Here is a 25,201-nt window from a genome sequence, read left to right on the forward strand (position 1 = left end):
GACGATACCATCGTTGCGGTGTCGTCGGCCCCCGGCCCGGGGGCGCGGGCAGTCGTGCGCGTCGGCGGGCCGGCGGCGCGGGAGGTGGTGGCGCGCGTGTTCACGCCGGACGCCCCCGCCGCCGACCGCCACCTCTCCCCCGGCCGGCTCGCGCTCTCCGGCGTGCATTCGCCCGTGCCGGCGGACCTGTACGTCTTCGCCGGCCCGCGGTCGTACACCGGGCAGGACGTGGCCGAGCTCCACACCGTCGGCTCGCCGCCGCTCGTCGAACGACTCGTCGCCGACCTGCTCGCCGCGGGGGCGCGGCCGGCGCGGCCGGGGGAGTTCACGCTGCGGGCGTTCCTGGCCGGCAAGCTCGACCTGCCGCGCGCCGAGGCCGTTCACGCCGTCGTCGCCGCCGGCACCGACGCCGACCTGACGGCGGCGCTGGCCCAGCTCGCCGGCGGGGTGACGCAACCGCTCCACGCCGTCCGCGACGACCTGCTGAACCTCCTCGCCGACCTCGAAGCCGCGCTCGACTTCGCCGACGAGGACATCACGTTCGTCGGCAAGTCGGACGCGCTGTTGCGGGTGACGGCGGCGCTGGCCCGGCTGTCGAACCTGCGGCGGCAGCTCGACGGCCGGGCGGTCAGCGGGCGGGCGGTGCGGGCGGCGCTGGTGGGGCCGCCGAACGCCGGCAAGAGCAGCCTGTTCAACGCGCTCGTCGGCGGCGCCGCGGCGCTCGTCAGCCCCGAGGCGGGCACGACGCGCGACTACCTCACGGCCCGGCTGACGCTCGACGGCGTGGACGTGGAGCTGATCGACACCGCCGGCGCGGCCGCGGCGGCGGACGCCATCGAGGAGCAGGCCCAGCGGCTCGGCGCCGGGGCGGCGGCGGCCGCGGACGTGGTGCTGCGGTGCGCCGAGCCGGGGGACGCGTTTACCGGCCCCGCCGCGAGCGGCGAGCTGATCCGAGTGCGGACGAAGTCGGACCTGGGGGGTGACGCCGAGCCCGGGGTCGTGTCCGCGTCGGCGGTGGCGCCGGGGGGCGTGGCCGCGCTGCGGGCGGCGCTGGCGGAGCGCGTGGCGGCGCTGGCGCGGCCGCCGCTGGCGCCGAGCCAGAGTCGCTGCCGGCACCACCTCGACGCGTGTACCGCCGACCTGACCGCGGCGCACCGGCACCTGGCGCTGGACGACCCGCCGGAGTTGGCGGCGCTGGCCGTGCGGAACGCCGTCGGCCAGCTCGGTGAGATGGTCGGCGCCGTGTACACGACCGACCTGCTGGACCGCATCTTCAGCCGCTTCTGCATCGGGAAGTGAGTCGCCATTTTCGCTGTTTCTCGCGGCTTCCGTGACAGCGGAGCACGGAAATGAGCACGGAATTCGGTAGAATACCCCCGTGGAGTACGGAAATCGGGGGTGGGCGATGGCGCGCGGCCGGAAATCCAGCGTTCGCTACTACGCAACCAAAGGGGCGTACTTCACGCACTTCGAGGGGAAGCAGATTCGCCTCACCTCCGGACGAGGCAGGCGCGACGACGCCCCACGCCCACGTTGAGGAACGTGGCGGCTTCGGGTGGCCGAGGCGAAGCGGCTGCTCGCGCTACCGTTTTCGGAGAAGGACCACGTGGACGTGGCGATCGCCACCAACATGATCTCGGTCGGCCTCGACATCACCCGGCTCGGGCTGATGGTGGTGCTGGGACAGCCGAAGACGAGCGCCGAGTACATCCAGGCGACGAGCCGCGTCGGCCGCGACGTCGCCCGCCCGGGGTTGGTAGTGACGGTGCTCAACATCCACCGCCCGCGTGACCGCTCCCACTACGAACGCTTCAGCTGCTACCACGAGACGTTCTACCGCAGCGTCGAGGCCACGAGCGTCACGCCCTTTTCGCCCCGCGCGCTCGACCGCGGGCTGGCCGGCACCGTCGTCGCCCTCGCACGTCTCGGACTGCCCGCGATGACGGCTCCACTTGGGGCGCAAGAGATCCTCAAGAACCGCCCGGCGTTGGACTTCGTCATCGACTCGCTCGTGGCCCGGGCCGAGAAGATGCTGGAGGACAAGGCCGATGCCGAGGCCCTGCGGAGTCGCGTGCGGAGCCGCGTGATGGACCTGCTCGACGAGTGGAGCAAGATCGCGCACGACTACCACAACGACGGGATCGCGCTGCAGTACCAGGCGGAGGCCGGGGGCGCGCAGCCGCTCTTGTACACCTTCCTCGACCCGGAGCTGAAGAAGAAGCCGATGCGGCACCGCAAGTTCCGCGCGAACCGCTCGATGCGGGACGTCGAACCAAGCGTCAACCTGTGGGTGAAGACGTTCGACAACGCCGACGTCGAGGAGGACGGCCAATGACCACGCCGAACAAGCGGCCGCACGGCCAACTCCGCCACAGTCAAGTCGTTACCACCTTCGGGCCGGGCTCGCTCGTCGACCTGCCCAACCAGTCGGCGATCGTCGGCGGGCTGGAACACTGGTTCCAGGTGACGGACGAGATCCACGAGCCGCGGCTGATCGAGAAGCTGAAGCGGTTGCTCAACCTGCCGTCCCTGAAACTCTTCAGCCCGCCGCCGGACAATGAAGACCCGACGGCCCCCCGGACCGGGCTCACCGTCTGGCAGTTCCCCGAGTGGTTCATTTCGCAGAACGCGTCGCGCCTCGACCACGGGGTGAACCGCGGCGAAGGGGTGTTTATACCCCGCCCGGGAACGATTGATCTGTTCGTCCGGGTGTCGATTGCGTCTACTCTGGCCCGTGCGTGAGCATCACGTTCCCCGGAGCCACGGATGGCTACTTGGTTTCGCCCCGCCCTGTCCGCCGACGAGCAGGTGGCCGTCCTCGCCGACCGCGACGGTCACCCCGACCCGGTCATCCGCCGCAGGATGCTCGTCCTGTGGGCCGTCCACCTCGGCCACGGCCGTGAGGACGCCGCCCGCCTCGCCCACGTCGGGATCGCCACCGCCAAGCGGTACGTCCTGGCCTACCGCGACGGCGGGTTGGACGGACTCCGGCGCTGCGACCGCCACATCCCGACGAGCGAACTGGCCGACCACGCCGACGCCATCCGCCAGTCCCTCACCGCCACCCCGGTCCGCACCATCGCCGAGGCCGCCGACCGCATCGAACGCCTGACCGGGCTTCGCCGTGGCCTCACCCAGACCCGCACCTTCCTGGCCGGGCTGGGCTTCCGCTGGCAGCGGACCCGGGCCGTCCCGGTGCCCCCAAAAAGTCGCTGACCGAACACGTCGCCACCCAGCGGCAGTTCCTCGACACCGAACTGCGACCGGCCCTGGACGCGGCCGCCGCCGGCACCGCGCACGTGCTGTTCGTGGACGCCGCCCACTTCGTGTACGGGACGTACCTGTGTTGCCTGTGGTCGGTCCTGCGGGTGTTCGTCCGCGCCGCCAGTGGCCGCCAGCGGTTCAACGTGCTGGGCGCATGGGACGCCGTCACCCGCCGCCTGCTGAGCGTCACCAACACCACCGTGGTGAACACCGACACCATGTGCCAACTGCTCCGGGCCATCGCCGCCGAGGGGTGGGTCGGGCCGGTGACGGTGGTGCTGGACAACGCGCGGTATCAGCGGAACAAGGTGGTGCAGGGGCTCGCGGCGGAGTTGTCCATCCGCCTGCTGTTCCTGCCCAGCTACTCACCCAACCTGAACCTGATCGAGCGCCTGTGGGGGTTCGCCAAGCGGCGGAGCGTGTACGGCAAGTACCACCCCGACTTCGCCTCCTTCCGAGCGGCCATCGAAGACACCCTGGCGGGCATCCCGTCCACCCACGCCGAAGCGCTCGAATCCCTCATGACGCTGGAGTTTCAGACGTTCGAGGACGTATCACTCCTGGCCGCGTAAGGTATATTCCCGTCCGAGCGACGCGGCCGGGGTCAGCCCGCGTCCGGCTTCCGCCGCGTCGCGTCGCGGTCGAGGCCGTTGAGCGTGTCGGAGCGGAAGCGGCCCAGATTCTCCTCCGCGTGCGCCGCCTCCTCGGGGTTCCCGGCCAGCGTCTTCTTCAACTCCTGACGGCGGTGCTTGTTGCCGCGCTTCTTCACGGCCCGCTTCACCTCGCGCATCTTCCGCTTGTCGGGATCGACCGGCATGAGCAACCCTTTGTCTTGAATCCTCACACGGGTCGCCGCACACTGCCGGCATGGCCCGCGTTCTGATCGCCACCGACGCCTGGCACCCGCAGGTGAACGGCGTCGTCCGCTCGCTCGACACCACCGCGCAAGTGCTGCGCCAGTGGGGGCACACGGTCGAGGTCGTCGAGCCGACGGCGTTTGCGTCGGTCGCGGTGCCGTTCTACCCGGAAATCCGACTGGCGATCCCGCGGCCGGGGCGGGTGTACGACCGGGTGCGGCGGTTCCGGCCGGACCACGTCCACATCGCCACGGAGGGGCCGCTGGGGCTGCTGGTTCGCCACTTCTGCCGCCGCCGGGGGTGGAATTTCAGCACATCGTACCACACCCGCTTCCCGGAGTACCTGAAGGAGTTGGCCCGGGTGCCGCTGTGGCCGACGTACCGCTTCCTCCGCTGGTTCCACGACGCCGCCGGCACGATGATGGTGGCGACGCCGAGCCTGGAGAAGGAGCTGACCGCCCGCGGCTTCCGCGCCCCGATCCGGCGCTGGAGCCGCGGCGTCGATCTGGGCATCTTCCGCCCGCGGCCGAAGCCCGAGGCGTACCCGCGGCCGGTGATGCTGTACGTCGGCCGGGTGTCGCACGAGAAGAACATCGAGGACTTTCTGAAGCTCGACGCGCCCGGCACCAAGCTCGTGGTCGGCGACGGCCCGGCGCGGGCGGAGCTGGAGCGGAAGTACCCGGCGGCGATATTCCTCGGCTACCGCAAGGGCGAGGCGCTCGGCGAGGCGTACGCGGCGGCGGACGTGTTCGTGTTCCCGAGCCGCACCGACACGTTCGGCATCGTGGTGATCGAGGCGCTGGCGAGCGGCCTGCCGGTGGCGGCGTACCCGGCGACGGGGCCGATCGACATCATCACCCGCGACGCGCTCGGGGCGGTCGATCAGGATTTGGGAACGGCGGTGCGGCGGGCGCTCAGCGCCGGCGACCCTGCGGCGTGCGCCGCGGAGGGCGCGAGCTACACCTGGGAGCGCTGCACGCGGCAGTTCTTCGAGAACCTGGTGCCGGTGGGATAAGCCGCTCGCGGCGTAGCGACCGCGGTCGCTACGCCGCGAGCGGCGGCGGTTCGCGGTACAATGGGGCGACAGCCCCCGCGCACCCGGGTCCGTCATGGCGCTGATCGGCATCGATCTTGGCACCACCTTCTGCGCCGTCGCCGCACTCGACGAGCGCGGCCGGCCCGTCACCGTGCCCAACCGCGACGGCGACGTGCTCACCCCGTCGGCGGTGTACCTCGGCCCCGACGGCACCGCCGTCGTCGGCCAGCCGGCGCTCGACCTGGCTCTCGACTACCCCGACCGCGTGGCGACGCTGGTGAAGCGCCGCATCGGCTACCCCGACCTCGGCCACCCCGTCGCCGGCCGTGCCTTCCGCCCCGAAACGCTCTCCGCGGTCATCCTGCGCAAGCTCGCCGCCGACGCCGCGCAGCAACTCGGCCGCGTCACCGGCTGCGTCATCACCGTGCCGGCCTACTTCGACGACACCCGCCGCAAGGCGACCATGGACGCCGGCCGCATCGCCGGCCTCGACGTGATCGACATCGTGGACGAACCCTCGGCCGCGGCGCTCGCCTACTCGCTGCAAGGGGCCGACGGGGCGACGCCGGGCACCGTCCTCGTCTACGACCTCGGCGGCGGCACGTTCGACGTGACGGTCGTGAGTCTGGGGAAGAAGCGGTTCCGCGTGCTGGCCGTGGAGGGCGACGTGCGCCTCGGCGGCAAGGACTGGGACGACAAGCTCGTGGGCTGGGCCGCCGACCGCTTCCAGCGCGAGGCCGGCGGCGCCGACCCGCGCCTCGACCCGCTCTCGCTCGTCGCCCTGCAAGCCGCCGCCGAGCGCGCCAAGCGCACGCTCAGCAAGGTCGAACAGACCACGCTCACCGTCAGCCACGCCGGCCACCGCGTGTCGATGCCGCTGTCGCGCGGCGAGTTCGAGTCGATCACGAAAGACCTGCTCGTCCGCACGCGGCTGACCACGCAACAGGTGCTGCGGCAGGCCGGGCTGACGTGGGACAAGATCGACCGCGTGCTCCTCGTTGGCGGCAGCACCCACATGCCGGCCGTGGGGCGGATGCTCGCCGAGGTGACCGGCAGGGAGCCCGACCGCTCGCTCGCCGTGAGCGAGGTGGTGGCGCGCGGGGCGGCGGCGCACGCGGGGATCGTGTACCAGCGCGAGCAGGGCATCCGCCGCGGCGACACGCCAGTCCACGAGTTGCTCGCGGACGTGATCGAGATCAGCGTGAACGCGCACAGCCTGGGGGTGGAGGTGAAGCAGCCGGACGGCACGCGGCGGAACGACATCCTGATCGCCAAGAACACGCAACTGCCGGCGGCGGTGACGCGCGAGTACTTCACGATCGGCGAGGGGCAGTCGCGGGTACGGGTGCGGATTCTGCAGGGCGAGTCGCCGCAGGCGGCGGCGTGCATTCCGGTCGGCGAGTGCTGGATCGACGGGCTGCCGGCCGAGCTGCCGAAGGGGTCGCCGGTGGAGGTGCGGTGCGGGGTGGCGGCGAACGGCCGGATCGAAGTGACGGCCCGCGACCGGACGAGCGGCCGGAGCGCCACGGCGACGATCCACCGCCCCGGCGGGCTGACCGAGGCGCAGCTGACGGCCGAGGCCGAATGGGTGCGCGGGCTCAAGATACAATGACGGCCCCGACAGGAGGCCGCCCGTGAGCACCCCCGACGAGAACGTGGCGAAGCTGCGGCACGCGTACCAGCAGTGGCACGACACGCGCGGGGGCAGCGTCCAGACGTGGCTCGACCTGATGGCCGACGACGTGCGGATGCGCTCGGGGCCGGAGGGGAAGGCGGGCATGGACTTCACCCGCCCGGGTGCGGGGAAGGCGGCCGCCCAGGCGTACTTCGCCGGCCTCGCCGCCGACTGGGAGATGCTCCACTTCAACGCCGACGAGTTCATCGCGCAGGGCGACCGCGTCGTCGTGCTCAGCCTCGTCGCCTTCCGCTTCAAGGCGACGGGCAAGGTGGCCGAGTCGGCCAAGGTGGACGTGTTCCGCTTCCGCGACGGCAAGGTCGCGGAGTTCTTCGAGTTCTTCGACACCGCCGCGGCCCTCGCCGCGACCCGGCCGGACTGAGCGCCCGGCTCGGGGCTTCGCCGCTTGCGGCTTAGGATCTGGTCCTCAACTACTTCCCGAATTCATGCGGTTTGGGGTAGGGCTCGGTAGTTCCATTTCGGGAGGTAGTCGTCGAAGGCGATCTTCATGCTCGTCCGGAACCCTTCGACGTACTTCCGACCGGTGGCGTACACCTTGTCCAGTAGGCTCACGGTCACCCGCAGGCCGGCGTCCGTCCTCGCCCGGGCGATGAATTGCCGGGCGACCTCCACGGTGTGGAAGATCACGCCCCGACACGCCCGCGTGATGTGCGGGAACACCTTGTGCTCGATCGGATTGTGCTTCGAGCAGTACGGCGGGTAATGGGCCACCCGGAGTTCGATCGCCAGTCGGTCCGCCAGGCGTTGCAGGTCCTCCTGGAACAGGTACTGGGTGGCACTGTTGCTGCCGCCGCCGTCGCACAGGATCAATAACCGCTTCGCGTCCGGGTAGGCGGCACGGCCGTGCTCGTGCCACCACAGCGCGATGCTGTCGCAGCACAGTTCGCCGGTGTCGTGCGACGTGTTGAGGTGGATGGACGCGTGGTTGCGGGCCACGTCGAAGATGCCGTGGGGGATCAGCTTGCCGGACCCGGCCCGGGGGAAGTCGTGGTCGAAGGTCTCCACCGTCTGGGACGTATACGTCTCCCCGCCGCGGTGGAAGTTCCCCAGCAGTTCCTTCTTCTTCGTGCCCACGCTGATCACCGGGTCGCCGGCCGCCTCGTACCCCCGCCGGAGGTCCGCGATGTTCTCGAACTGGGCGTTCCGGTCGGGGTGGTGGCCCATCGACTTCTTCTTGCGGGCCGTCCGGCGGCCGATCTGGAGGGCCCGCAACGCCCGCCGGATCGTCCGGCGACCGGCCGGGGTGCCCATCGCCGCCAACCGCCGCGACAGTTCCCGCAGCGACAGGTTGGTCCAGAGTACGCCGTCCCGCATCGGGTCCCCGGCGGTGAACTCCGGGAGCAGGTGCCGGAGGTTGTCGCCGAGGGACGGTCGGGCCGCCATCAGCGGGCGACGTCCGCCCCCTTTTTTCGGACCCGGCCGTCGGCCGGGTCGTCGGGTTGTTCCAGATCCTGCAGGCCTTGTCGGATGGTCTTCGGATCGCAGGCCAGCAGGCGGGCGATGTATTCGACGCCGCCGTGCCCGAGTTTCGCCGCTTCGACGGCGGCGTACCGGCGGCGGTCCTTCTCGGACAACCAGCCCGCCAGCCGCTTCATCATCGCCTCGACTTCCGCCGGATAGGCGTCCATGCCCGCCTCCCGAAATCGCGTTCGCCAGGCCCGAGATTCTACCCGCCATCAACGAAACCGGGAACTTGAAGTGGGCCAGATCCAGGCCATTCACGGTGACGCATCCCGGTCGTAAGCCGTCCGCTGGCAGGGACTTGGCCAAGCCAGGGAGAGGGCGCGCCCATGCTGTTCGGTGGGGTCTTCGAGCGGTTCCTAGAGGAGAGCCCGCTCAGCGTGATGTCCCGGGCGACCATCGAGCACGCCCTCTCGGCCTCGGCCCTCGACGCGCTGTTCGACCGGACCGCCGAGCGCGGGTACACCCGGGAGTTGCTGTTCTCCACGACGGTCGATCTGATGACCCTGGTGGTCGGCGGCAAGGCCCTCCACGTCCAGGCCGCCTACCGGCACCTGCGGGACCGCGTCCCGGTCACCCTCAAGTGCGTCTACGACAAGCTCCGGAACATCGAGACGGGCGTGTCCGCGGGGCTGGTCGCGCACGTGTCGGGCCGGTGCGAGGGGCTGATCACCGCGCTGGGCGGGGGGTGCAAGAGCCTGCTGCCGGGCTACCGGGTGCGGGTCCTCGACGGCAACCACCTGGCCGCCACCCAGCGGCGGCTGGGCGTCACCCGGGGGCACACCGCCGGCCCCTTGCCCGGGCAGAGTTTGGTCGTGCTCGACCCGGCCCTGATGCTGGTCACCGACATCGTCCCGTGCGAGGACGCCCACACCCAGGAGCGGGCGCTGATCGACCAGATTGTGCCGCTGGTGCGGGAGCGGGACGTGTGGGTCGCGGACCGCAACTTCTGCACGGCGGAGTTCCTGTGTGAGGTGGCCGCCCGGCGGGCCTACGTCGTCATCCGACGCCACGGGAACCTGAGCGTCGAGGCCGAAGCCGGGTACGGGGCCGAGGTCGCGACGGACCGGGGCTGGGTGGGCGAGCGGCGGGTCTGGGTCTGCTGGGGTGGGGCGCGGTTGGTGCGCCTGCGGCAGGTGCGGGTGCGGCTGCGGGCGCCGACCGCGGACGGGGACGCGGAGGTGGAGATCCTGACCAACCTGCCGGCGAAGGTGCCGGCCAAGAAGGTGGCCGAGATCTACCTCAAGCGGTGGAAGATCGAGGGGGCCTTCCACGAGTTGACAGTCGCCTTGAACTGTGAGGTGAACACCCTGGGGTACCCCAGGGCCGCGCTGTTCGGGTTCTGCGTGGCGGTGGCCGCGTACAACGTGCTGGCCGTACTGAAGGCGGCCCTGCGGGCGGTGCATGGTGAGAAGAAGGTGCAGGAGGAGGTGTCGGGGTATTACCTGGCGCTGGAGTGGGCGATGGTGTACGCGGGGATGATGATCGCCCTGCCCGCGTCGGAATGGGAGGCGTTCGGTCCGATGCCCAGCCCGGAGTTGGCCGGCCACCTCCGCGAGTGGGCGGGCAAGGTCGACCTTGGGAGGATCAAGAAAGCGCCGCCCCGGAAGCCGACGAGGACGGCGACCCGACGGATCAAGGACAAGAGCCCACATGTTTCCACGGCCCGGTTGCTCGACGAGGGGAAGAAGACCCGTCAGGCGAAAGTCAGCCGGAATCCGTGAGTCTCACACCGTGAATGGCCTGGTGGGCCAGATCCTAAGCCGCCGCTCGGCGTTCGTACCGGATGGCTTCTTCGACTTCTTCCGCCGATCGCCCATAGTCGGCCGCCAGCCCCGCGACGGAATCCCCCGCGGCGTGTCGCTGCGCGATGATCGCGGTCGGGACCCCGGTGCCGGCGATGCACGGCTGCCCCATGCGCACCCGCGGGTTGATCGCCACGAACCGCGGTGCGGTCGTCGTCCCGGGGTGGGTGAACGGGTACAAGCGGATCGGGTGGTGGTTCTCGTCCCACTCGACGCGCTGGAGGTGGGCCTCCAGGCATTCCCGGATGTGCAACTGTCCGGCCTCCGAGACGCTGACCAAACTCCCATACCGCTCGACGAACAGGCTGGTGCCGTCGGTCAGCATGTGGTGGTCGAGTAGTGGGCGGCGAGAGCCGAACTCCTTCTTCAGGTACGCGATGGCCCGGCGGACCGGCTGCGCCTTGACGCGGTGGACCCGGCGCAGCGACGCGATGATGTGAATCTCGACGAGATTCAGGAACGACAGCCGTCGGCCGTTCGGGTCGGCGGGCTCGATGAGGGCGACCGAGCGCGCCCGGCCGCCGCCCGTCGGGTACTCGCGGCCGAAGGCCCAGTCCCGGACGGTGCGGGCCGGCAGGTGGAGGTAGCCAGCCGCTTCCGAGACCCCATACACGCCCGCTGCGGCGGGGTCGGCCCCGTCGCGCAGGGGGTACCGGGTTGGGGTTCGCTGCGTCACCGGGTTGCTCGCGGGGTGGGCTGGGCGGATGAGCCCGAGCGACATTCACAATACATCGCCGGCGCGGCGCGGACAAGCGCCGCGGTCAAGCGCCGCGGTCAGCCCACCAGCTCGCGGATCGGCTCGCCGTGCTCCACCAGCGGCACCGGGCGGCGCTCGGTGTCCGGGAACCACACCTCCCGCGCGGTCACGCCCAGGTGGTGGAACACCGTCGCCGTCACGTCCTGCGGCGTCGTCGGGCGGTCGGCCACGTACTCGCCCTTCGACGTGCTCCGGCCCACCAGCCGACCCATCTTCAGGCCGCCGCCGGCGAACAGCACGCTGAACACGTTCCCCCAGTGGTCGCGGCCGCCCTCCGCGTTCATCCGCGGCGTCCGCCCGAACTCGCCCATCGCCACCACCAGCACCCGCTCGCTCAGGCCGCGCTCGTGGAGGTCCGTCACCAGCGCCGCCAGGGCCCGGTCGAACGGCGGGATGAACAGCTTGCCGCCCTCCGTCGTGCTGTGCCGGCCGGCCGTCGCGTGGTGGTCCCACGGCACGCAGTTCACCGTCACGAACGTCACCCCGGCTTCCACCAGCCGGCGGGCCAGCAGCGCGCTCTGGCCGTAGGTGTGGCGGCCGTAGGCGTCGCGGACCTTCACCGGTTCGGCGCCGATGTTGAACGCCGTCGCCGCGGCGGGGCTCGTCAGCAGCGAGAACGCCTGCTGGCGGAACGGGTCGCCGTCCGGGGTGCGGTCGGCGGTGCGGCGGGCGGCGTCGAGCGAGTCCACGAGGCCGCGGCGGTCGTCGAGGCGGGCGAACGGCAGGTCGCGGGGCAGCGTCAGGTTGCGGACGCGGAAGTCGGGCAGGTTCGGGTCCGACTCGGCGACGAACGGGTTACTGGCCCGGCCGAGGTACGCGGCGTAGTGGAAGAAGTTGTCGGTGCCGCCGCGCAGGTGCGGCACGGCGGCGTAGGCCGGCATCCCGGGGCGGTTGGCGCCGCGCAGCTTCGCCGCGGCGCTCCCCATGCTCGGCCGCTTCTGGCTCATGAAGTCCGGGGCGTTGAACGCCGGCCCCTCGAACCCGGTCAGCATCCAGTGGTTCGCCTTGGTGTGGTCGCCCGACCCGTGCGAGACGCTGCGCACGACCGACAGCTTGTCGGCGATCCGCGCGTGGTTCGGCAGCAGTTCGCCGAACAGGGTGCCGGGCACGGCCGTGCGCACGGCGCCGAACGGGCCGCGGAACTGGGCCACGGCGTCGGGCTTCGGGTCCCACGTCTCCATGTGGCCGGGGCCGCCGCTCATCCAGAACAGGATGACACTGGTGTCGGCGCGGCGGGCGGGGGCCTGCGCGGCGCGCGCTTGCAGGAGCCCGGCGAGGCCGAACCCGCCGAGGGCGCCGGCTTGCACGAAGTGCCGGCGGGTGACGCCGGAGCAGTCGGTGGCGCACCCACCCACGACGCGGAACATGACGCACCCTGTCGAGTGGACTCGGCCCCGGGCGGGGCGGCGGCGGCGGGACGGCGGACAGAGTTGAGTGTGCCAGCGGGCGCGGCCGGGGGCAAGCGCAAAACGGGTGGCGAGCCGGGGGCGTCGGCCCCCGGCTCGCCGTTACATTCCCTCTCGCCTTTGCGGCGGCCGCGGGTTACGATAGTTCCCAACACGCCCGCCCGGCCCCTTCCCGTCGCTCCCGCCGGCTCTTTCCGCGTGCTCCGCGGCCTCGCAACGGCCGCCCGATAGGGTACCGAATGTCCGAACCGCGGCCGATGGCTCAAGGAGTTCTTGAGCTCCACCCGAAGGGGTACGGGTTCCTCCGGAACCCGGCCCGCAACTACGTTCCCACCCCCAACGACGCCTACGTCTCCGGGCAACTCATTTCCAAGTTCCGCCTCGCCGAGGGCGTCGCGCTCGGCGGCCCGGTCGAGCCCGCCCGCAAGGGCGCCTCCGGCCCGCGCCTCGCCACCGTCGAGCAGATCGAGGGCGGCGACCCCGCCACGTACCGCCGCCGGGCGTGGGACGAACTCACCCCCGTCGATCCCACCAAGTGGATCCGCCTGGAGACCGGCCCGGAGCCGCTGACGACCCGCGTGATGGACCTGTTCACGCCGATCGGCATGGGCCAGCGCGGCCTCATCGTCGCCCCGCCGCGGACCGGCAAGACGGTACTCCTCTCCCACATCGCGCAGGCGGTCGTGGCCAACCACCCGGACATGCACCTGATCGTGCTGCTGGTGGACGAGCGGCCGGAGGAAGTGACCGAGATGCGCCGCAGCATCAAGGGCGAGGTGGTGGCGTCGAGCTCGGACAACGACACGGTCACGCACATCCGCCTGGCGCAGCTGGTGGTGGAGCGGGCGAAGCGGCTGGTGGAGCGCGGCCGCGACGTGTTCGTGCTGCTGGACAGCCTGACGCGGCTGGCGCGGGCGTACAACAAGCAGACCGGCAGCGGGCGGACGATGAGCGGCGGCGTGGACGCGAAGGCGCTGGACGTGCCGAAGCGGCTGTTCGGCAGCGCCCGCGCGTTCGACGAGGGCGGCACCCTGACCATCCTCGGCACGGCGCTGATCGAGACCGGCAGCCGGATGGACGACGTGATCTTCCAGGAGTTCAAGGGGACGGGCAACATGGAGCTGGTGCTGAACCGCCAGCTCGCCGAGCGGCGCATCTACCCGGCGATCGACCTGGGCGCCTCGGGCACGCGTAAGGAGGAGCGACTGCTGCCGGCGGAGATGCTGGAGCGGATCACGCTCTTGCGGCGGGGGCTGATGTCGCTGAAGCCGCAGGACGCGATGGAGGGGCTGGTGAAGCAGTTGACGAAGACGAAGACGAACGACGAGTTCTTGCACAACGTCGGCAAGTTCGTGAAGTGACCGGGCGCCGGGTCACGAAGACATTTTTAGACCGGATAACAGGATGAACGGGATACCGAACCAGGACCACGGCTCGGGGCTTGGCTCGGTATCCCGTTCATCCTGTTATCCGGTCTAAACTCCGGTTGCCGGGACTTTCCGGTGCTCCATCATTCCCACTGGATCGCGTCCGGGATGCGGGTGCGGACCGCGTGCCATGCCGGCAGCAGGCCCGCCAGCGTCGCCGTCAGCAGCGCACCGCCGGCGATCAGGAACGCCTCCCGCCACGGCACCACCACGTCCAGCACGAAGCCCGTCTCCTCCGTCAGCACCACCCGCACCACGTACCACTCCATCGGCAGGCCGATCAGCAGTCCCAGCGCCGTGCCGAACACGCCCATCAGCACCGCTTCCGCCAGCACCGTCCGCAACACCTGCGCCGGCGTCGCCCCGACCGCCAGCAGCAGCCCGAGCTCGCGCTTGCGCTGCAGCACCGAGATGAGCAGCGCCGTCACCACGCCGAGCGCCGCGACCAGGCCCACCACCACCTGCTGGATGTACGCCAGCAGGTAGACGCGGTTGATCAGCTCGCTCAGGAACTGCCGCAGCGCCTCGCGGTCGGTGGCGAACAGGCCGTACCGCGCGGCGTACTGCTCGACCGGCCTCGCGCTCGCGCCGGGCTTCAGGAAGACGTGGCAGATGTCGATCAGGTCGTCGCCGAACAGGCGGGCGTAGCTGGCCCGGTCCATGATGAGCGACCCGCGGCTCCACGAGTAGTCGCGGATCGTGCCCACCACCCGGATGTGCACCGGGCCGCGCGGGCCGGGCAGTTCGATCACGTCGCCGACCTTCACCCCGTGCCGCAGCGCAAAATTGTCCGACACCAGCGCGTCGTCGGTGCCCGGCAGCGCCAGCACCTTCTCCAGCTCGGGCAGCCCCTCGGGCACGCGGTCGCGGGTGCCGCGGGCGTACTCGGCGCAGTCCACGGCGATCAGGTACACGACCGTGCCGTTGTACTCGGGCCGGGCGTAGCGGATGGTCATGACGCGGTCCACGCCCGGCAGCGCCTTCAGGTCGCGGGCCACGCCCAGCGCCATCGGCGAGTTCGAGCTGCTGGCGCTCGTCATGTTGCCGCTGAACACGAAGTGCTCGGCCTGCACCACCGACGTGATCCACTCCACCACCGGCTCCTCGTTGCTCCGGCCGACGCCGGCCGTCTGCACCATCAGGGCGACGCCGGCGCCGAGCGCCCCGACCACGACGCCGGTGCGGCCCGGGGCGCGCGTCAGGTTGTCGAACGCCAGCCGCACCGACACGCCGCAGGTGGCGCGAACGATCGGCCGCACCAGCGCCGCGAGAATGCCGACGACGATCGGCGCCGCCAGCAGCAGCCCCACGAGCGCGACCAGCATCCCGCCGACGGAGCCGACGCGCGCGGGCAGTTCGTGGCGGAACACGACCGCGGTGAGGCCGCCCCCGACGAGCGCGGCGCAGGTGGCGCGGTGGAGGACGCGCCAGCCGCCCTTCGCGCCGGACACGGTCCGCCGCGCCGCGTCGGCGGGGTCGTCGGCCGCGGCCTGGACCGCCGGTACCAGCGCGGCGAACACGGCGGTGCCCACGCCCGCCAGCATCGCCAGCGCCACGGTGGCGGGCGTGACGCGGGTGGCGTCCACGTCGGGGTTCAGGAACATCGCCGACATCTCGCCGGCGACGCGGGTGAGGGCGAAGTCGGCCATCAGCGCGCCGAGCGGGATGCCGAGCGCGGCGCCGGCGACGCCGAGGATGGCGCCGGCCGCCGAGAACAGCAGCACCACCTGGAGCCGCGTGGCGCCCACGGCGCGGAGGATGCCGATGTCCGTGCGGCGCTCCGCGACGGTCACGGCCATCGCGTTGTAGACGAGGAACAGGCCGACGATCATCGCCCCGGCGCTGCACACGAGGAAGCCGATTTGCAGGCCCGAAATGATCTCCTGCGTCGCCCGCTGCTGCGCGTCCGGCGTGCGCACCGCGCCCGGGTTTCCGACGACGCGGCCCACGTCCGCCGCCACCTGGTCGCGGTCGGCGCCGGGTTCGAGGAACAAATCCAGGCGGTTCACCCGCGTGGGAACGAGGCGCTCCCAGTCGGCGGCGGCGGGGACGCCGGCGGCCCCCAGCACCGCGGCGAACGGCGGCTGGGGCCGCAGCACGCCGGCGGCCTGGCCGACCTCCATGCCGACGAAGTTCGCCCCGAGGCTGGCCAGCGGCGAGTCGGCCGCGAACTCCAGCACACCGATCGGCAGGCACTCGGTCTCGCGGCCGGCGTACTTCAGCACCAGCGGCTTGCCCGGCCCGGCGGTCGCGCGCCAGGCGTCGTACACGGGCTTCGTCACCATCACGAGCTTGCCCGGCACGCGGTCCCACAGCGCGGGCACGGCCGAGAAGTTGCCGTCCTGCACCGCCTGCCACACGGGAAAGAGGTGCAGGAGCGGCCCCTCGCCGGTCGGCTTCACCGTCACCTTCAGGGCGTTGTCCGGTTGCAGCAGCTGCGCGGAAATCTCGACGCCGACCAGCACGGCGACGCGGTCGTCGAGCTGCGGCAGGGTGATGCGGTCGTAGACGATGGGGGACACCGCCCTCACGCCCGGCACGGCGGCGCGGCGGATGGCCTCGGCGAGCTTGTGGGGGACGAGCGCCTCGCCGTTGGAGACGGACAGGTCGGCGACGGCGAGCGGGCTCTTGGTCTCGCGGGCGGCCGTCTCGACGCACTGGTTCAGGGCGCGGGCCGACACGAGCGCCGCGACGCCGAGGGCGATGCTCGCGACGACGAGGGCGGCGCGGTCCCACCGGTGGAGGGCGTACCGCAGGGCGAGGAGCCGGTAGACGGTCATTGGGGACTGTGGGACTGTGGGACTGTGGGACGGCGGGACACAGGGACACAGGGACCGAGAAGCGTAGGGATGTCTTTCTCCCTGCGTCCCTCAGTCCCCCCGGCCCTCAGTCCCACAAACCGGTCCGTCCGCTTCCACGAGCCCGTCGCGGATCTGCACCAGGCGGGTGCCGTAGGCCGCGGCGCTGGGGTCGTGCGTGACCATGACGACGGCCCGCCGCCCCGGTTCCGGCAGCGCCGCGAGCAGCGACAGGATTTCCCGGCTGGTGGCGGTGTCGAGGTTGCCGGTGGGTTCGTCGCAGAGCACCGCCTCGGGGTCGGCCACGAGCGCCCGCGCCACCGCGACGCGCTGCATCTCGCCGCCGCTCATCTCGTCGGGGAAGTGGTCGGCGCGGTGGCCCATGTTCACCTTCGTCAGGCACTCCCGACCGCGGTCGAGCGCGGCGCGGCGGGCCATGCCCCCCAGCAGCAGCGGCAGCGCGACGTTCTCGGCGCCGGTGAGCGTGGGCAGCAGGTTGAACGCCTGGAACACGAAGCCGATGCGGTCGCGCCGCAGCAGCGAGCGCTGCCGGTCGGACATGGTTTGCAGGTCTTGCCCCTGGAAGACGGCGCGGCCGGTACTCGGCGTGTCGAGGGCGCCCATGAGGTGCATCAGCGTGGACTTGCCGGACCCGGACGGCCCCATGATGGTGACGAACTCGCCGCCGGTGATTTGCAGGCTGACGCCGCGCACGGCGTTCACCGTGCGGCGGCCCTGGACGTAGGTCTTGGTGGCGTCGATGAGTTCGAGCATCCTTGTCCCTCGTCATTCGTCATTCGTCATTCGTCATTCGTCATTCGTCATTCGGCCGGCGCTATTCCGGCGTATCCGGCGGGGGGGCGTCGGCGCTCGGGTTGGTTTGGCCGATCGAGCGGAGGTAGCCGTTCAGGAGCGGGGCGAGCCGCTCGACCAAAAGCTGAACCCGCTCGACCTGCTCCGGGGCGAGGAGCTTACGCTTGAACGCCCGGCGGAGCCAGTGTTGCGTTTCGTACAGCGACCCGCGGGCGATCCGCACGAACCGGCGGTTGTCCTGGTAGCTCCCGCGGCCCGAGCCCTCGGCGATGTTCGCCCCGACGCTGTCGGCCGCACGCACCATCTGCTTGCCGACCGTGTCCCGCGCCAGCAGCGGCCACCCCCCCACGATCGACCACAACTCGTCGGCCAGCTGCTCGGCGACCTGGTACACGGTCAGGTCTTGAAACCGCTTGGTCGACACGGCCGTGCCCTCTCACGTCGTCGGCTCTCGAACGTCAACCTCCGTCGAATCACCCACCCGAATGACGAATGACCAATGACGATTGACGACCTCACCCGTGCAGCTTCCGGTACTTGATCCGCGTCGGGTGGTCGGCGGCGTCGCCGAGGCGCGCGCGCTTCTGCTCCTCGTACACCTGGAAGTTCCCCTCGCACCACACCACCTTGCTGTCGCCCTCGAACGCCAGGATGTGCGTCGCGATGCGGTCCAGGAACCACCGGTCGTGGCTGATGACCACCGCGCACCCGCCGAAGTTGATCAGCGCCTCCTCCAGCGCCCGCAGCGTGTCCACGTCCAGGTCGTTCGTCGGCTCGTCGAGCAGCAGCAGGTTGCCGCCGCTGCGGAGCAGCTTCGCCAGGTGGATGCGGTTCCGCTCGCCGCCGGAGCAGCTGCCCACCAGCTTCTGCTGGTCCGGGCCGCGGAAGTTGAACTTCGCGCAGTACGCCCGGCTCGCCACCTTCTGCTTGCCCAGCATGATGTAGTCGGTGCCGCCGGTCACCTCCTCGAAGATGCTGTTCGTGGCCACCAGCGCGTCGCGGTTCTGGTCCACGTAGGCCACCTTCACCGTCGGGCCGACCGTGAGCTTGCCGCCGTCCGGCGTCTCCTGGCCGACGATCATGCGGAACAGCGTCGTCTTGCCGGCGCCGTTCGGGCCGATGACGCCGACGATGCCGCCCTTCGGCAGGTTGAACGTCAGGTCGTCGTACAGCAGGATGTCGCCGTACCCCTTCTGCACGCCCTCGGCCCGCACCACCAGGTCGCCCAGCGGCGGGCCGGCGGGAATCTGGATCGTCAGCTCCCGCTCGTCGTCGTCGATCACCTGCTCCTGCATCTTGTCGATCGCCGCCAGGCGGGCCTTGCTCTTGGCCATGCGGGCGCGGGGCGAGCTCTTGGCCCACTCCAGCTCGCGGGCCAGCATCTTCTGCTTGGCGCTCTCCTGCTTCTCCTCCACCGCCAGCCGGCGGCGCTTCTGGTCGAGCCAGCCGCTGTAGTTCCCGCTCCACGGGTAACCCCGGCCGTTGTCGAGCTCCAGAATCCACTTCGCGACGTTGTCGAGGAAGTAGCGGTCGTGGGTCACCGCGACGACGGCCCCGGGGTAACTCTCCAGGTGGTGTTCGAGCCACTCGACGCTCTCGGCGTCGAGGTGGTTGGTGGGTTCGTCGAGCAGCAGCAGATCATGCCGTTGCAGGAGCGTTTTGCACAAGGCCACCCGCCGCCGCTCGCCGCCGGAGAGGCGCTCGACGGGCGCGTCCGGCGGCGGCAGCCGCATGGCGTCCATCGCCAGTTCGAGCGTGCGGTCGAGCTCGTAGGCGTTGGTGGCGTCGATCTGCGCCTGCACGCGCTCCATCTCGTCGGACAGCTTCTCGAAGTCGGCGTCGGGCTCGCCCATGGCGGTGCCGATGGCCTCCTGCCGGGCCAGCAGCGCGCGGATCGGGGCGACGGCCTCCTCGACGTTTTCCAGGACGGTCTTGCCCGGCGTGAGGTGCGGCTCCTGCGGGACGTAGCCGATGGTGGCGCCCTTGTCGGCCCACGCCTCGCCCATGAACTCCTTGTCGGCGCCGGCCATGATCTTCAGGAGCGTGGACTTGCCGGCGCCGTTGGACCCGATGACGCCGATCTTGGCGCCGGGGTAGAAGTTGAGGTTGATGTCCTTGAGCACCTCGCGCTTGCCGTAGTGCTTGGTGAGCTTCTCGATGTTGAAGACGTACTTCTCGCCCATGACATCCCCTGCGGTGCCGACGGAACCCGTTCGGGAATTGTACGGGCGGCGCGCGACCCCGGAAGGCACACCCCCGCCCCCGGCGTTGCCGGCGGGTCGGAGCGATCAGCCGTTCGGCCGGGGCGCAAGCCCCGTGGAATGTCTACTCCCCGACACGGCTTGCGCCCCGGCCGAACGGCTGGCCGACATTCGCAGGCACGCCCCGACCCGCCGAACGGACTGGACGCCGACCTCCACCGGTGACTATTCTTTATCGGTGGGTCCGCCACGCGATTCGGCCGCCCTGCCTCCGAGGTCTGCCTAGAGCCGACGAAGTCCGAACCACCCCTCCGAGGGGCGCTGCGACGGGGCGCACGGGCGCCCCTGCCAGGCTCGCTGGGGCGGATTACTACCGTGCAACGGCGCCCGTTCATCAGTCAGGAGACTCTGAACGTGAGCACCGCCACCGCCAAGCCCGCCGCCACCTTCAGCGACTACCACGTCGCCGACATCTCGCTCGCCGGCTGGGGCCGCCGCGAGATCGCCATCGCCGAGACCGAGATGCCCGGCCTCATGGCCATCCGCGAGGAGTACGCCTCGCGGCAGCCGCTCAAGGGCGCCCGCATCACCGGCTCACTCCACATGACCATCCAGACGGCCGTCCTCATCGAGACGCTGCAGGCGCTCGGGGCCGAGGTCCGCTGGGCGTCGTGCAACATCTTCAGCACCCAGGACCACGCCGCCGCCGCCATAGCCGCCGCCGGCATCCCGGTCTTCGCCTACAAGGGCGAGACCCTCGCCGAGTACTGGGACTACACCCACCGCATCTTCGAGTGGGCCGACGGCGGCTTCTCGAACATGATCCTCGACGACGGCGGCGACGCCACCCTGCTGCTCCACCTCGGCGCCCGCGCCGAGAAGGACATCCACGTCCTCGACAAGCCGGGCAGCGAGGAGGAGCGCGTCCTGTTCGCCGCCATCAAGAAGCGGGTCGCCGCGCAGCCGGGCTGGTACTCGGAGCGGCTCGCGGCCGTGAAGGGCGTCACCGAGGAGACGACGACCGGCGTCCACCGCCTGTACCAGATGCACAAGCGGGGCGAGCTGAAGTTCCCGGCCATCAACGTGAACGACAGCGTCACCAAGAGCAAGTTCGACAACCTGTACGGCTGCCGCGAGTCGCTGGTGGACGGCATCAAGCGCGCCACCGACGTGATGATCGCCGGCAAGGTGGCGGTCGTGGCCGGGTACGGCGACGTGGGCAAGGGCTCGGCCCAGGCGCTGCGGGCGCTCTCCGCCCAGGTGTGGGTGACCGAGATCGACCCGATCTGCGCCCTGCAGGCGGCGATGGAGGGCTACCGCGTCGTGACGATGGAGTTCGCCGCGGACAAGGCCGACATCTTCGTGACGACGACGGGCAACTTCCGGGTCATCACGCACGACCACATGAAGGCGATGAAGAACAACGCCATCGTGTGCAACATCGGCCACTTCGACAACGAGATCGACGTGTCGTCGCTGGAAGACTACCGGTGGGAGGAGATCAAGCCGCAGGTCGATCACGTGATCTTCCCGGACGGCAAGCGGATCATCCTGCTGGCGAAGGGCCGGCTGGTGAACCTCGGCTGCGGCACCGGCCACCCGTCGTACGTGATGAGCTCGTCGTTCGCCAACCAGACGCTCGCCCAGATCGAGCTGTGGCAGCACAACGCCAAGTACCCGGTGGGCGTGTACGTGCTGCCGAAGAAGCTGGACGAGCACGTGGCCCGGCTGCAGCTGAAGACGCTGAACGTGCAGCTGACGGAGCTGACGCCGGAGCAGGCGGCGTACATCCACGTGCCGCTGGAAGGCCCGTACAAGACGGACCACTACCGGTATTGATCCCACCCGCGGCCCTGGGGGCGTTCCACCCCCGGGGTCGCGGTCGTTCGCACCACAATTCTTGTTTCCGGCCGGTGGGGGTCGATTCCCGGCAACATGTCACCGACTCATAAAAAAGTCCATTCGGTCGAATCGCGGTTCGGGCCCGCCGCCTACCGCACCGTGTACTCCACCCACAGCTTGCCGACCGTCAGGTTCTTCTTGAACGCCTCCCACTCGGCCTTCGACAGCTCCGGCGGCCGCGACGTCTCGATCGCCTCCGGCGGGTAGTCCTTGTCGGCCGACACCACCACGCGCCCCTTGCACTGCTCGCGCAGGCGGTCCACCAGCGGCTGGTAGAGGATGCCGCTGTACGACTTCTCCTTCTCCGGGATCAGCGCCACCAGCTCCGGGTGCGTCATCAGCTCCAGCCCCTTCGCCCGCAGCGTGGCGTTGTGGCTGCCGTGGTGGCTCACCTTGTACAGCACCGTGTTGTTCAGCAGCTGCTCGGCCGTCACCGTCTCCGTCCGGCCGTCGCGGCGGACGGTCCACGTCATGTCGTGCCAGGCAAGCCAGCTGCCGACCTGCGCGTCGCCGGGGAACAGCAGCACACTGCCGGTCGCCTCGATCTCGAACGCCAGCACCAGGCTGGTGTTGTTCACCGCGCCGTCCAGCTGCAGCGCGAACGGGCCGACGGCGTCGAGCCAGCAGTTGTCCACCCGCCGGTACGCGACCTTCGGGTCGAAGTAGCGCTTCAAGTACGGGTGCGCCTCGGCCTCGTCGGCGGTGACGCCCACGCCCGGGGCGAACGGCCCGCGCCGGTCCGGCGCCGGCGTGCCGCCCTTGCGGCCCATCTCCAGCAGGCCGTTCACGAACCCGGTCAGGCCGGTGTGGTTGATGGCCAGGTACGTCTCGGGGTTCTTCTCCGACGGGTCGGACTTGTTAATCCTCGACGACCGCGGCGGCCCCAGCACGTACACGTTCACGCCGGCCGGCAGCTCGCGCGGGTCCACCGTCGTCCCCGGCTCGTGGTACGTCACGCCGCCCTTCGCGCCGAGGGCGACGACGTTGGTCATCGCCTCCTCGGTGTCCACGCTGATCTTGCCGTCCGGCTTGTACCGGATGCCGCTCTCGCTCGTGGCCTTGCCCGGCTTCTTCGGCTTCGCCTTGTCCTTCGGCCCGGGCTTCGCGGCGGCCAGGCCGTAGAAGCCGAGCACGTTCGCCACGTCGGCCACGAACTGCTTCCGCGCGGCGAGCGCCCGGCCGCGGAGGGCCAGCCCCTGGAGGCGGGCGGCGTCCTCGGCCGCCGCCGGGCCGAGCTTCCCGGCCGCCACCTGCAGCGCCGCCGCCCCGTCCCGCAGCCGCGCGTTGATCGCCTTCGCCTCGTCGTCGTCCGGGTCCTCGGTCCACGCCAGCCAGACCCGGCCGATGTCGAAGTCGGCGAACGAGACCGGGCTCTTGGTCGGGTGGAAGTAGGCGACGTGGTCCCAGTGCTCGTGCGTGGCCACCAGCACGTCGATCCGCGGCCGGCCGCCGCCGGCCGGGGCGAGCGTCTTCCGCAGGTCGTCCACCACGGCCTCGATCGGCACGGTCTTCGACTTGGTGTTCAGCTTGATGCCGCAGTCCACGAGGACGGCGAACACCGGCTTGTCGGCGGCGAAGAACCGCAGCAGGAAGCAGTCGCCGAACCCGTGCCGGTACATGCGCACGGCCACGGCGTCCACGGGCGGGGTGCGGCTCATTCCGGCCTCCGGGCGGTGCCGTGGGCGTGGGTGAAGGCGAACGGCCCGGCCAGGTTGGCGAGCGTGTTCGCGGCGAAGTACGTCTCGGCCTCGCCGCCGAGCATGCCGCTCTCGAACTTGTACTGCTCCACCATCCGGGCGCGGTCGTCGATGCTCTTGCTGACGGCGTACCGCAGCTTCAGCGTGTCCAGGTCGAACACGAGCGTGCAGCCGCCGCGGAAGACGGTGCTGTGCCGCCCCCACTTCGCGGCCGGCGTCTTGTCCGGCACGAAGAAGTCCTTCACGGCCACGGTCTTGTTCTTGTCGTCCACGTCGAACCGCACCCCGCGCTTCTGCACGAGCGTGACCACGACGTGGTTGACGATGGTGTCGTCGGGCGTGACCCGGTTGGCGAGGGCGACGCCGCCGATGGCGTAGGTGGCGGCCGTGGACGTCGGGTACTTGAACTCCAGCCCCAGCGCCTCCGACTTCTCCCGGCCGGGGGGGAACATGAGGCCGGTGAGGCGGGTGAACGGGCCGTCGGAGCCGCCCGCCCGGAACAGCGACTCGAGCAGCCGGTGGAACCCGTCCGCCCCGCGGATCAGCGCCCGCGTCTGCTCGTAGGCCTGCTCGCGGTCGGTCTGGTAGCCCACCTGCTCCTTCAACTCGCGGAGGAAGGTGACGACGTCCGCCGCCTGGGCCTCGGTCAGGGCGACGGGGTACAGCGGGTGGAGGAGGTCTTCGACGGCGGTGCTGCGGAGGCCGGGCGTGAGGCCGCGGCGCTGGAACGCCTCGGCGAACGCCACCCGGTAGCCGTACACGTCGTCGGCCACCATATCGAAGTCGGCGGTGACGAGGGCGCGGAGGTAGTCGCCGAACGTGAGGTCGAACGGCGGGCAGTAGTCGAGGGCGCGGATGCAGATGCGCTGGACGTTGCCGGCCACCTTCGCCGCGGTCCGGGTCATCTCGTCCACCAGGTCGGGGTGGAGGTCGCCCTCGGGGAGCTTGCCGGTGCCGCCGGTGGCGATGCGGAGGAGCTTCTGGACGCGCTCCCGGTAGATGTTCAGGAAGGCCTCGAACACGGCGGCCACGAGCAGCGCCCCGCGGTCGTGGCACTCGGTCGTCCGGGCGTAGGCGGCGGGGTCGGGCTCCCGCGGCGCCCACGTCTTGCCGTCGGGGCTGAGCGTGCCGATGGCGTCGCGGAGGCTGCCGTACCCGCCGACGGCCCGGCCGAACTGCTGGGCCAGCTGGCCGAGGAGGTTCTGCCGCGTCAGGTCGCCGCGCGTCTGGGCGATCTGGTGCCGCAGCACCTCGGGGAAGGAGAAGTGCTGGAACAGGGCGACGAGGTCGGCGAACGCCTCGTGGAAGGCGCGGGTGTCCGGGTTGGTGGCCTCGATGTACCGGCGGTGGATGCCGTCGAGGATGGCGTGCGTCGTCTCGTGGGCGATGATGTCGTGGCTCAGGCAGGTGAACACGGTGGCGCCCGGGAGCTGCCCGCGCGGGTCGGCCGGGGCGGCGGTGAAGTACCCGAACAGCAGCGCCTTGCGGTACGGGTCGTAGAAGGCGTTGGCCTGCCGCAGCGCGTGCGGGTAGACGCGCAGCCGGCGGACGAAGCGGAAGTCCAGCTCCTTGCGGTCGCGCGGCTTCTTCGTCTTCGCCCCGTCCGGCGCCTTCGTGCCGGCCGGGATGTTCTCGGCCCAGATGACCTTCCGGCCGAGCGCCTTCTCGAAGTTGGCGATCGTGGTCATCACCACGGCGTAGACGAACTGCTGGTGGAACTGCGGGTTGCCGACGGCGGGGGGGAGGCCGTTCTGGGCGAGCAGGTGCGGGTGGTCGAGGTTGACCGGCTCGTAGAACCGCTCGCTGGCCGGGTCGTAGTCGATCACCTCGAGGTACTCGCCGGCGGGGTACGAGGCGCCGGCCTCGCGCGGCCGGCGGTCGAGCTCCTCCCACGCGACCTTGTAGGTGAGTTCGTTGACCGTCATCGTCAGCAGGGCGGTGCTGAGGCTGGGGTCGATGGCGTAGCCGCGGAGGTGGCGGTACCGCGGGGCGGGGATGGAGTCCATTGGGCGCGCGTCGGTGACGGGGATTGGTGCCGCCGTTATAACACGGCCGCCGGCAGCCGTCGACGGCCGAACGGG

General features: G+C 70.8%; 22 protein-coding genes and 1 riboswitch. Of the genes, 11 read left to right on the forward strand and 11 right to left on the reverse strand.

The window, feature by feature from the left end; translation table 11 throughout:
- The first annotated feature begins 18 nt into the window (after positions 1-18).
- The 5 genes from ETAA1_RS02390 (at position 19) to ETAA1_RS02405 (ending at position 3,836) form a co-directional block, all read left to right on the forward strand.
- Positions 19-1,299, forward strand: a complete 1,281-nt coding sequence (locus tag ETAA1_RS02390; protein WP_238389353.1) for a tRNA modification GTPase — start codon at positions 19-21, stop codon at positions 1,297-1,299.
- A 256-nt stretch (positions 1,300-1,555) separates the two neighbouring features.
- A complete protein-coding gene (locus ETAA1_RS02395; RefSeq protein WP_202920606.1) occupies positions 1,556-2,335 on the forward strand; it encodes a helicase-related protein in 780 nt (259 codons plus the stop codon).
- On the forward strand, positions 2,332-2,742 hold the full coding sequence (locus ETAA1_RS02400; RefSeq protein WP_145233987.1) for a hypothetical protein: 411 nt from the start codon (positions 2,332-2,334) through the stop codon (positions 2,740-2,742). Before ETAA1_RS02395 ends, ETAA1_RS02400 begins: the two co-directional genes overlap by 4 nt.
- 24 nt (positions 2,743-2,766) lie before the next feature.
- Positions 2,767-3,216: a helix-turn-helix domain-containing protein gene (locus ETAA1_RS32665; protein WP_238389352.1), complete on the forward strand. Its 450-nt coding sequence runs from the start codon at positions 2,767-2,769 to the stop codon at positions 3,214-3,216.
- Positions 3,213-3,836, forward strand: coding sequence for an IS630 family transposase (locus ETAA1_RS02405; RefSeq protein ID WP_261342035.1), 624 nt, complete (start codon positions 3,213-3,215; stop codon positions 3,834-3,836). Before ETAA1_RS32665 ends, ETAA1_RS02405 begins: the two co-directional genes overlap by 4 nt.
- Before the next feature lie 32 nt (positions 3,837-3,868).
- Here the strand turns inward: ETAA1_RS02405 and ETAA1_RS02410 are convergent, their stop codons facing one another.
- Positions 3,869-4,081, reverse strand: coding sequence for a hypothetical protein (locus ETAA1_RS02410; RefSeq protein ID WP_202920607.1), 213 nt, complete (start codon positions 4,079-4,081; stop codon positions 3,869-3,871).
- Between the two features lie 50 nt (positions 4,082-4,131).
- On the opposite strand from ETAA1_RS02410, the gene ETAA1_RS02415 reads away from it, so the two are divergent.
- The 3 genes from ETAA1_RS02415 to ETAA1_RS02425 all read left to right on the forward strand — a co-directional run bounded on the left by ETAA1_RS02415 (position 4,132) and on the right by ETAA1_RS02425 (position 7,214).
- Positions 4,132-5,136 carry a glycosyltransferase family 4 protein gene (locus tag ETAA1_RS02415; RefSeq protein WP_145233989.1) on the forward strand — a complete coding sequence of 335 codons (1,005 nt, stop codon included), beginning with the start codon at positions 4,132-4,134 and terminating at the stop codon, positions 5,134-5,136.
- 94 nt (positions 5,137-5,230) lie between these two features.
- Entirely contained in the window at positions 5,231-6,769 is a 1,539-nt protein-coding gene (locus ETAA1_RS02420; RefSeq protein WP_145233991.1) for an Hsp70 family protein, read from the forward strand.
- Positions 6,770-6,791: 22 nt separating this feature from the next.
- A complete protein-coding gene (locus ETAA1_RS02425; protein ID WP_145233993.1) occupies positions 6,792-7,214 on the forward strand; it encodes a nuclear transport factor 2 family protein in 423 nt (140 codons plus the stop codon).
- Positions 7,215-7,276: 62 nt separating this feature from the next.
- Here the strand turns inward: ETAA1_RS02425 and ETAA1_RS02430 are convergent, their stop codons facing one another.
- Together ETAA1_RS02430 and ETAA1_RS31400 are read right to left on the reverse strand one after the other, a co-directional pair.
- Complete coding sequence (locus tag ETAA1_RS02430; protein ID WP_202920608.1) at positions 7,277-8,236, reverse strand: ISAzo13 family transposase; 960 nt, start codon at positions 8,234-8,236, stop codon at positions 7,277-7,279.
- Complete coding sequence (locus ETAA1_RS31400) at positions 8,236-8,481, reverse strand: hypothetical protein (RefSeq protein WP_202920258.1); 246 nt, start codon at positions 8,479-8,481, stop codon at positions 8,236-8,238. The genes ETAA1_RS02430 and ETAA1_RS31400 overlap by 1 nt, the downstream gene beginning before the upstream one ends.
- A 162-nt stretch (positions 8,482-8,643) precedes the next feature.
- Here ETAA1_RS31400 and ETAA1_RS02435 point away from each other — a divergent pair, with 162 nt between their 5' ends.
- Positions 8,644-10,038: a transposase gene (locus tag ETAA1_RS02435; RefSeq protein ID WP_145233609.1), complete on the forward strand. Its 1,395-nt coding sequence runs from the start codon at positions 8,644-8,646 to the stop codon at positions 10,036-10,038.
- A 34-nt stretch (positions 10,039-10,072) separates the two neighbouring features.
- Here ETAA1_RS02435 and ETAA1_RS02440 read toward each other — a convergent pair whose 3' ends face one another.
- Together ETAA1_RS02440 and ETAA1_RS02445 are read right to left on the reverse strand one after the other, a co-directional pair.
- A complete protein-coding gene (locus ETAA1_RS02440; protein WP_145233995.1) occupies positions 10,073-10,840 on the reverse strand; it encodes a DUF433 domain-containing protein in 768 nt (255 codons plus the stop codon).
- A 53-nt stretch (positions 10,841-10,893) separates the two neighbouring features.
- Entirely contained in the window at positions 10,894-12,243 is a 1,350-nt protein-coding gene (locus ETAA1_RS02445) for a DUF1501 domain-containing protein (RefSeq protein ID WP_145233997.1), read from the reverse strand.
- 278 nt (positions 12,244-12,521) lie between these two features.
- Here ETAA1_RS02445 and rho point away from each other — a divergent pair, with 278 nt between their 5' ends.
- Complete coding sequence (rho, locus tag ETAA1_RS02450; RefSeq protein ID WP_145233998.1) at positions 12,522-13,643, forward strand: transcription termination factor Rho; 1,122 nt, start codon at positions 12,522-12,524, stop codon at positions 13,641-13,643.
- A 149-nt stretch (positions 13,644-13,792) separates the two neighbouring features.
- Here rho and ETAA1_RS02455 read toward each other — a convergent pair whose 3' ends face one another.
- From ETAA1_RS02455 to ettA, 4 genes are all read right to left on the reverse strand, one after another.
- Positions 13,793-16,489, reverse strand: coding sequence for an FtsX-like permease family protein (locus tag ETAA1_RS02455; protein ID WP_145234000.1), 2,697 nt, complete (start codon positions 16,487-16,489; stop codon positions 13,793-13,795).
- Positions 16,490-16,579: 90 nt separating this feature from the next.
- Positions 16,580-17,281, reverse strand: a complete 702-nt coding sequence (locus tag ETAA1_RS02460; protein ID WP_145234002.1) for an ABC transporter ATP-binding protein — start codon at positions 17,279-17,281, stop codon at positions 16,580-16,582.
- A 61-nt stretch (positions 17,282-17,342) separates the two neighbouring features.
- Positions 17,343-17,744, reverse strand: coding sequence for a four helix bundle protein (locus tag ETAA1_RS02465; protein WP_145234004.1), 402 nt, complete (start codon positions 17,742-17,744; stop codon positions 17,343-17,345).
- Positions 17,745-17,835: 91 nt separating this feature from the next.
- Positions 17,836-19,503 carry an energy-dependent translational throttle protein EttA gene (ettA, locus tag ETAA1_RS02470; protein WP_145234006.1) on the reverse strand — a complete coding sequence of 556 codons (1,668 nt, stop codon included), beginning with the start codon at positions 19,501-19,503 and terminating at the stop codon, positions 17,836-17,838.
- A gap of 325 nt (positions 19,504-19,828) precedes the next feature.
- Positions 19,829-19,917, forward strand: a riboswitch (S-adenosyl-L-homocysteine riboswitch).
- Between the two features lie 18 nt (positions 19,918-19,935).
- On the opposite strand from ettA, the gene ahcY reads away from it, so the two are divergent.
- Positions 19,936-21,360, forward strand: coding sequence for an adenosylhomocysteinase (ahcY, locus tag ETAA1_RS02475; protein WP_145234008.1), 1,425 nt, complete (start codon positions 19,936-19,938; stop codon positions 21,358-21,360).
- A gap of 152 nt (positions 21,361-21,512) precedes the next feature.
- On the opposite strand, the gene ETAA1_RS31405 is transcribed toward ahcY, so the two are convergent.
- Together ETAA1_RS31405 and ETAA1_RS02485 are read right to left on the reverse strand one after the other, a co-directional pair.
- Positions 21,513-23,081: a ComEC/Rec2 family competence protein gene (locus tag ETAA1_RS31405; RefSeq protein WP_202920609.1), complete on the reverse strand. Its 1,569-nt coding sequence runs from the start codon at positions 23,079-23,081 to the stop codon at positions 21,513-21,515.
- The gene (locus ETAA1_RS02485; RefSeq protein ID WP_145234010.1) at positions 23,078-25,126 is read right to left on the reverse strand and encodes a gluzincin family metallopeptidase; all 2,049 of its coding nucleotides are present in this window, start codon (positions 25,124-25,126) and stop codon (positions 23,078-23,080) included. Before ETAA1_RS02485 ends, ETAA1_RS31405 begins: the two co-directional genes overlap by 4 nt.
- Positions 25,127-25,201: the final 75 nt, after the last annotated feature.

The organism is Urbifossiella limnaea (genome assembly GCF_007747215.1).
Taxonomy (GTDB): domain Bacteria; phylum Planctomycetota; class Planctomycetia; order Gemmatales; family Gemmataceae; genus Urbifossiella; species Urbifossiella limnaea.

Excerpts from the sequence above, each read along its gene's own strand:
- ettA (WP_145234006.1), bottom strand. The coding sequence starts at position 19,503 with ATGGGCGAGAAGTACGTCTTCAACATCGAGAAGCTCACCAAGCACTAC.
- ETAA1_RS02400 (WP_145233987.1), top strand. The coding sequence starts at position 2,332 with ATGACCACGCCGAACAAGCGGCCGCACGGCCAACTCCGCCACAGTCAA.
- rho (WP_145233998.1), top strand. The coding sequence starts at position 12,522 with ATGTCCGAACCGCGGCCGATGGCTCAAGGAGTTCTTGAGCTCCACCCG.
- ETAA1_RS02445 (WP_145233997.1), bottom strand. The coding sequence starts at position 12,243 with ATGTTCCGCGTCGTGGGTGGGTGCGCCACCGACTGCTCCGGCGTCACC.
- ETAA1_RS02460 (WP_145234002.1), bottom strand. The coding sequence starts at position 17,281 with ATGCTCGAACTCATCGACGCCACCAAGACCTACGTCCAGGGCCGCCGC.
- ETAA1_RS02430 (WP_202920608.1), bottom strand. The coding sequence starts at position 8,236 with ATGGCGGCCCGACCGTCCCTCGGCGACAACCTCCGGCACCTGCTCCCG.
- ETAA1_RS02485 (WP_145234010.1), bottom strand. The coding sequence starts at position 25,126 with ATGGACTCCATCCCCGCCCCGCGGTACCGCCACCTCCGCGGCTACGCC.
- ETAA1_RS02410 (WP_202920607.1), bottom strand. The coding sequence starts at position 4,081 with ATGCCGGTCGATCCCGACAAGCGGAAGATGCGCGAGGTGAAGCGGGCC.
- ETAA1_RS02440 (WP_145233995.1), bottom strand. The coding sequence starts at position 10,840 with ATGTCGCTCGGGCTCATCCGCCCAGCCCACCCCGCGAGCAACCCGGTG.
- ETAA1_RS31405 (WP_202920609.1), bottom strand. The coding sequence starts at position 23,081 with ATGAGCCGCACCCCGCCCGTGGACGCCGTGGCCGTGCGCATGTACCGG.
- ETAA1_RS02420 (WP_145233991.1), top strand. The coding sequence starts at position 5,231 with ATGGCGCTGATCGGCATCGATCTTGGCACCACCTTCTGCGCCGTCGCC.
- ETAA1_RS31400 (WP_202920258.1), bottom strand. The coding sequence starts at position 8,481 with ATGGACGCCTATCCGGCGGAAGTCGAGGCGATGATGAAGCGGCTGGCG.
- ETAA1_RS02455 (WP_145234000.1), bottom strand. The coding sequence starts at position 16,489 with ATGACCGTCTACCGGCTCCTCGCCCTGCGGTACGCCCTCCACCGGTGG.
- ETAA1_RS32665 (WP_238389352.1), top strand. The coding sequence starts at position 2,767 with ATGGCTACTTGGTTTCGCCCCGCCCTGTCCGCCGACGAGCAGGTGGCC.
- ETAA1_RS02435 (WP_145233609.1), top strand. The coding sequence starts at position 8,644 with ATGCTGTTCGGTGGGGTCTTCGAGCGGTTCCTAGAGGAGAGCCCGCTC.
- ETAA1_RS02415 (WP_145233989.1), top strand. The coding sequence starts at position 4,132 with ATGGCCCGCGTTCTGATCGCCACCGACGCCTGGCACCCGCAGGTGAAC.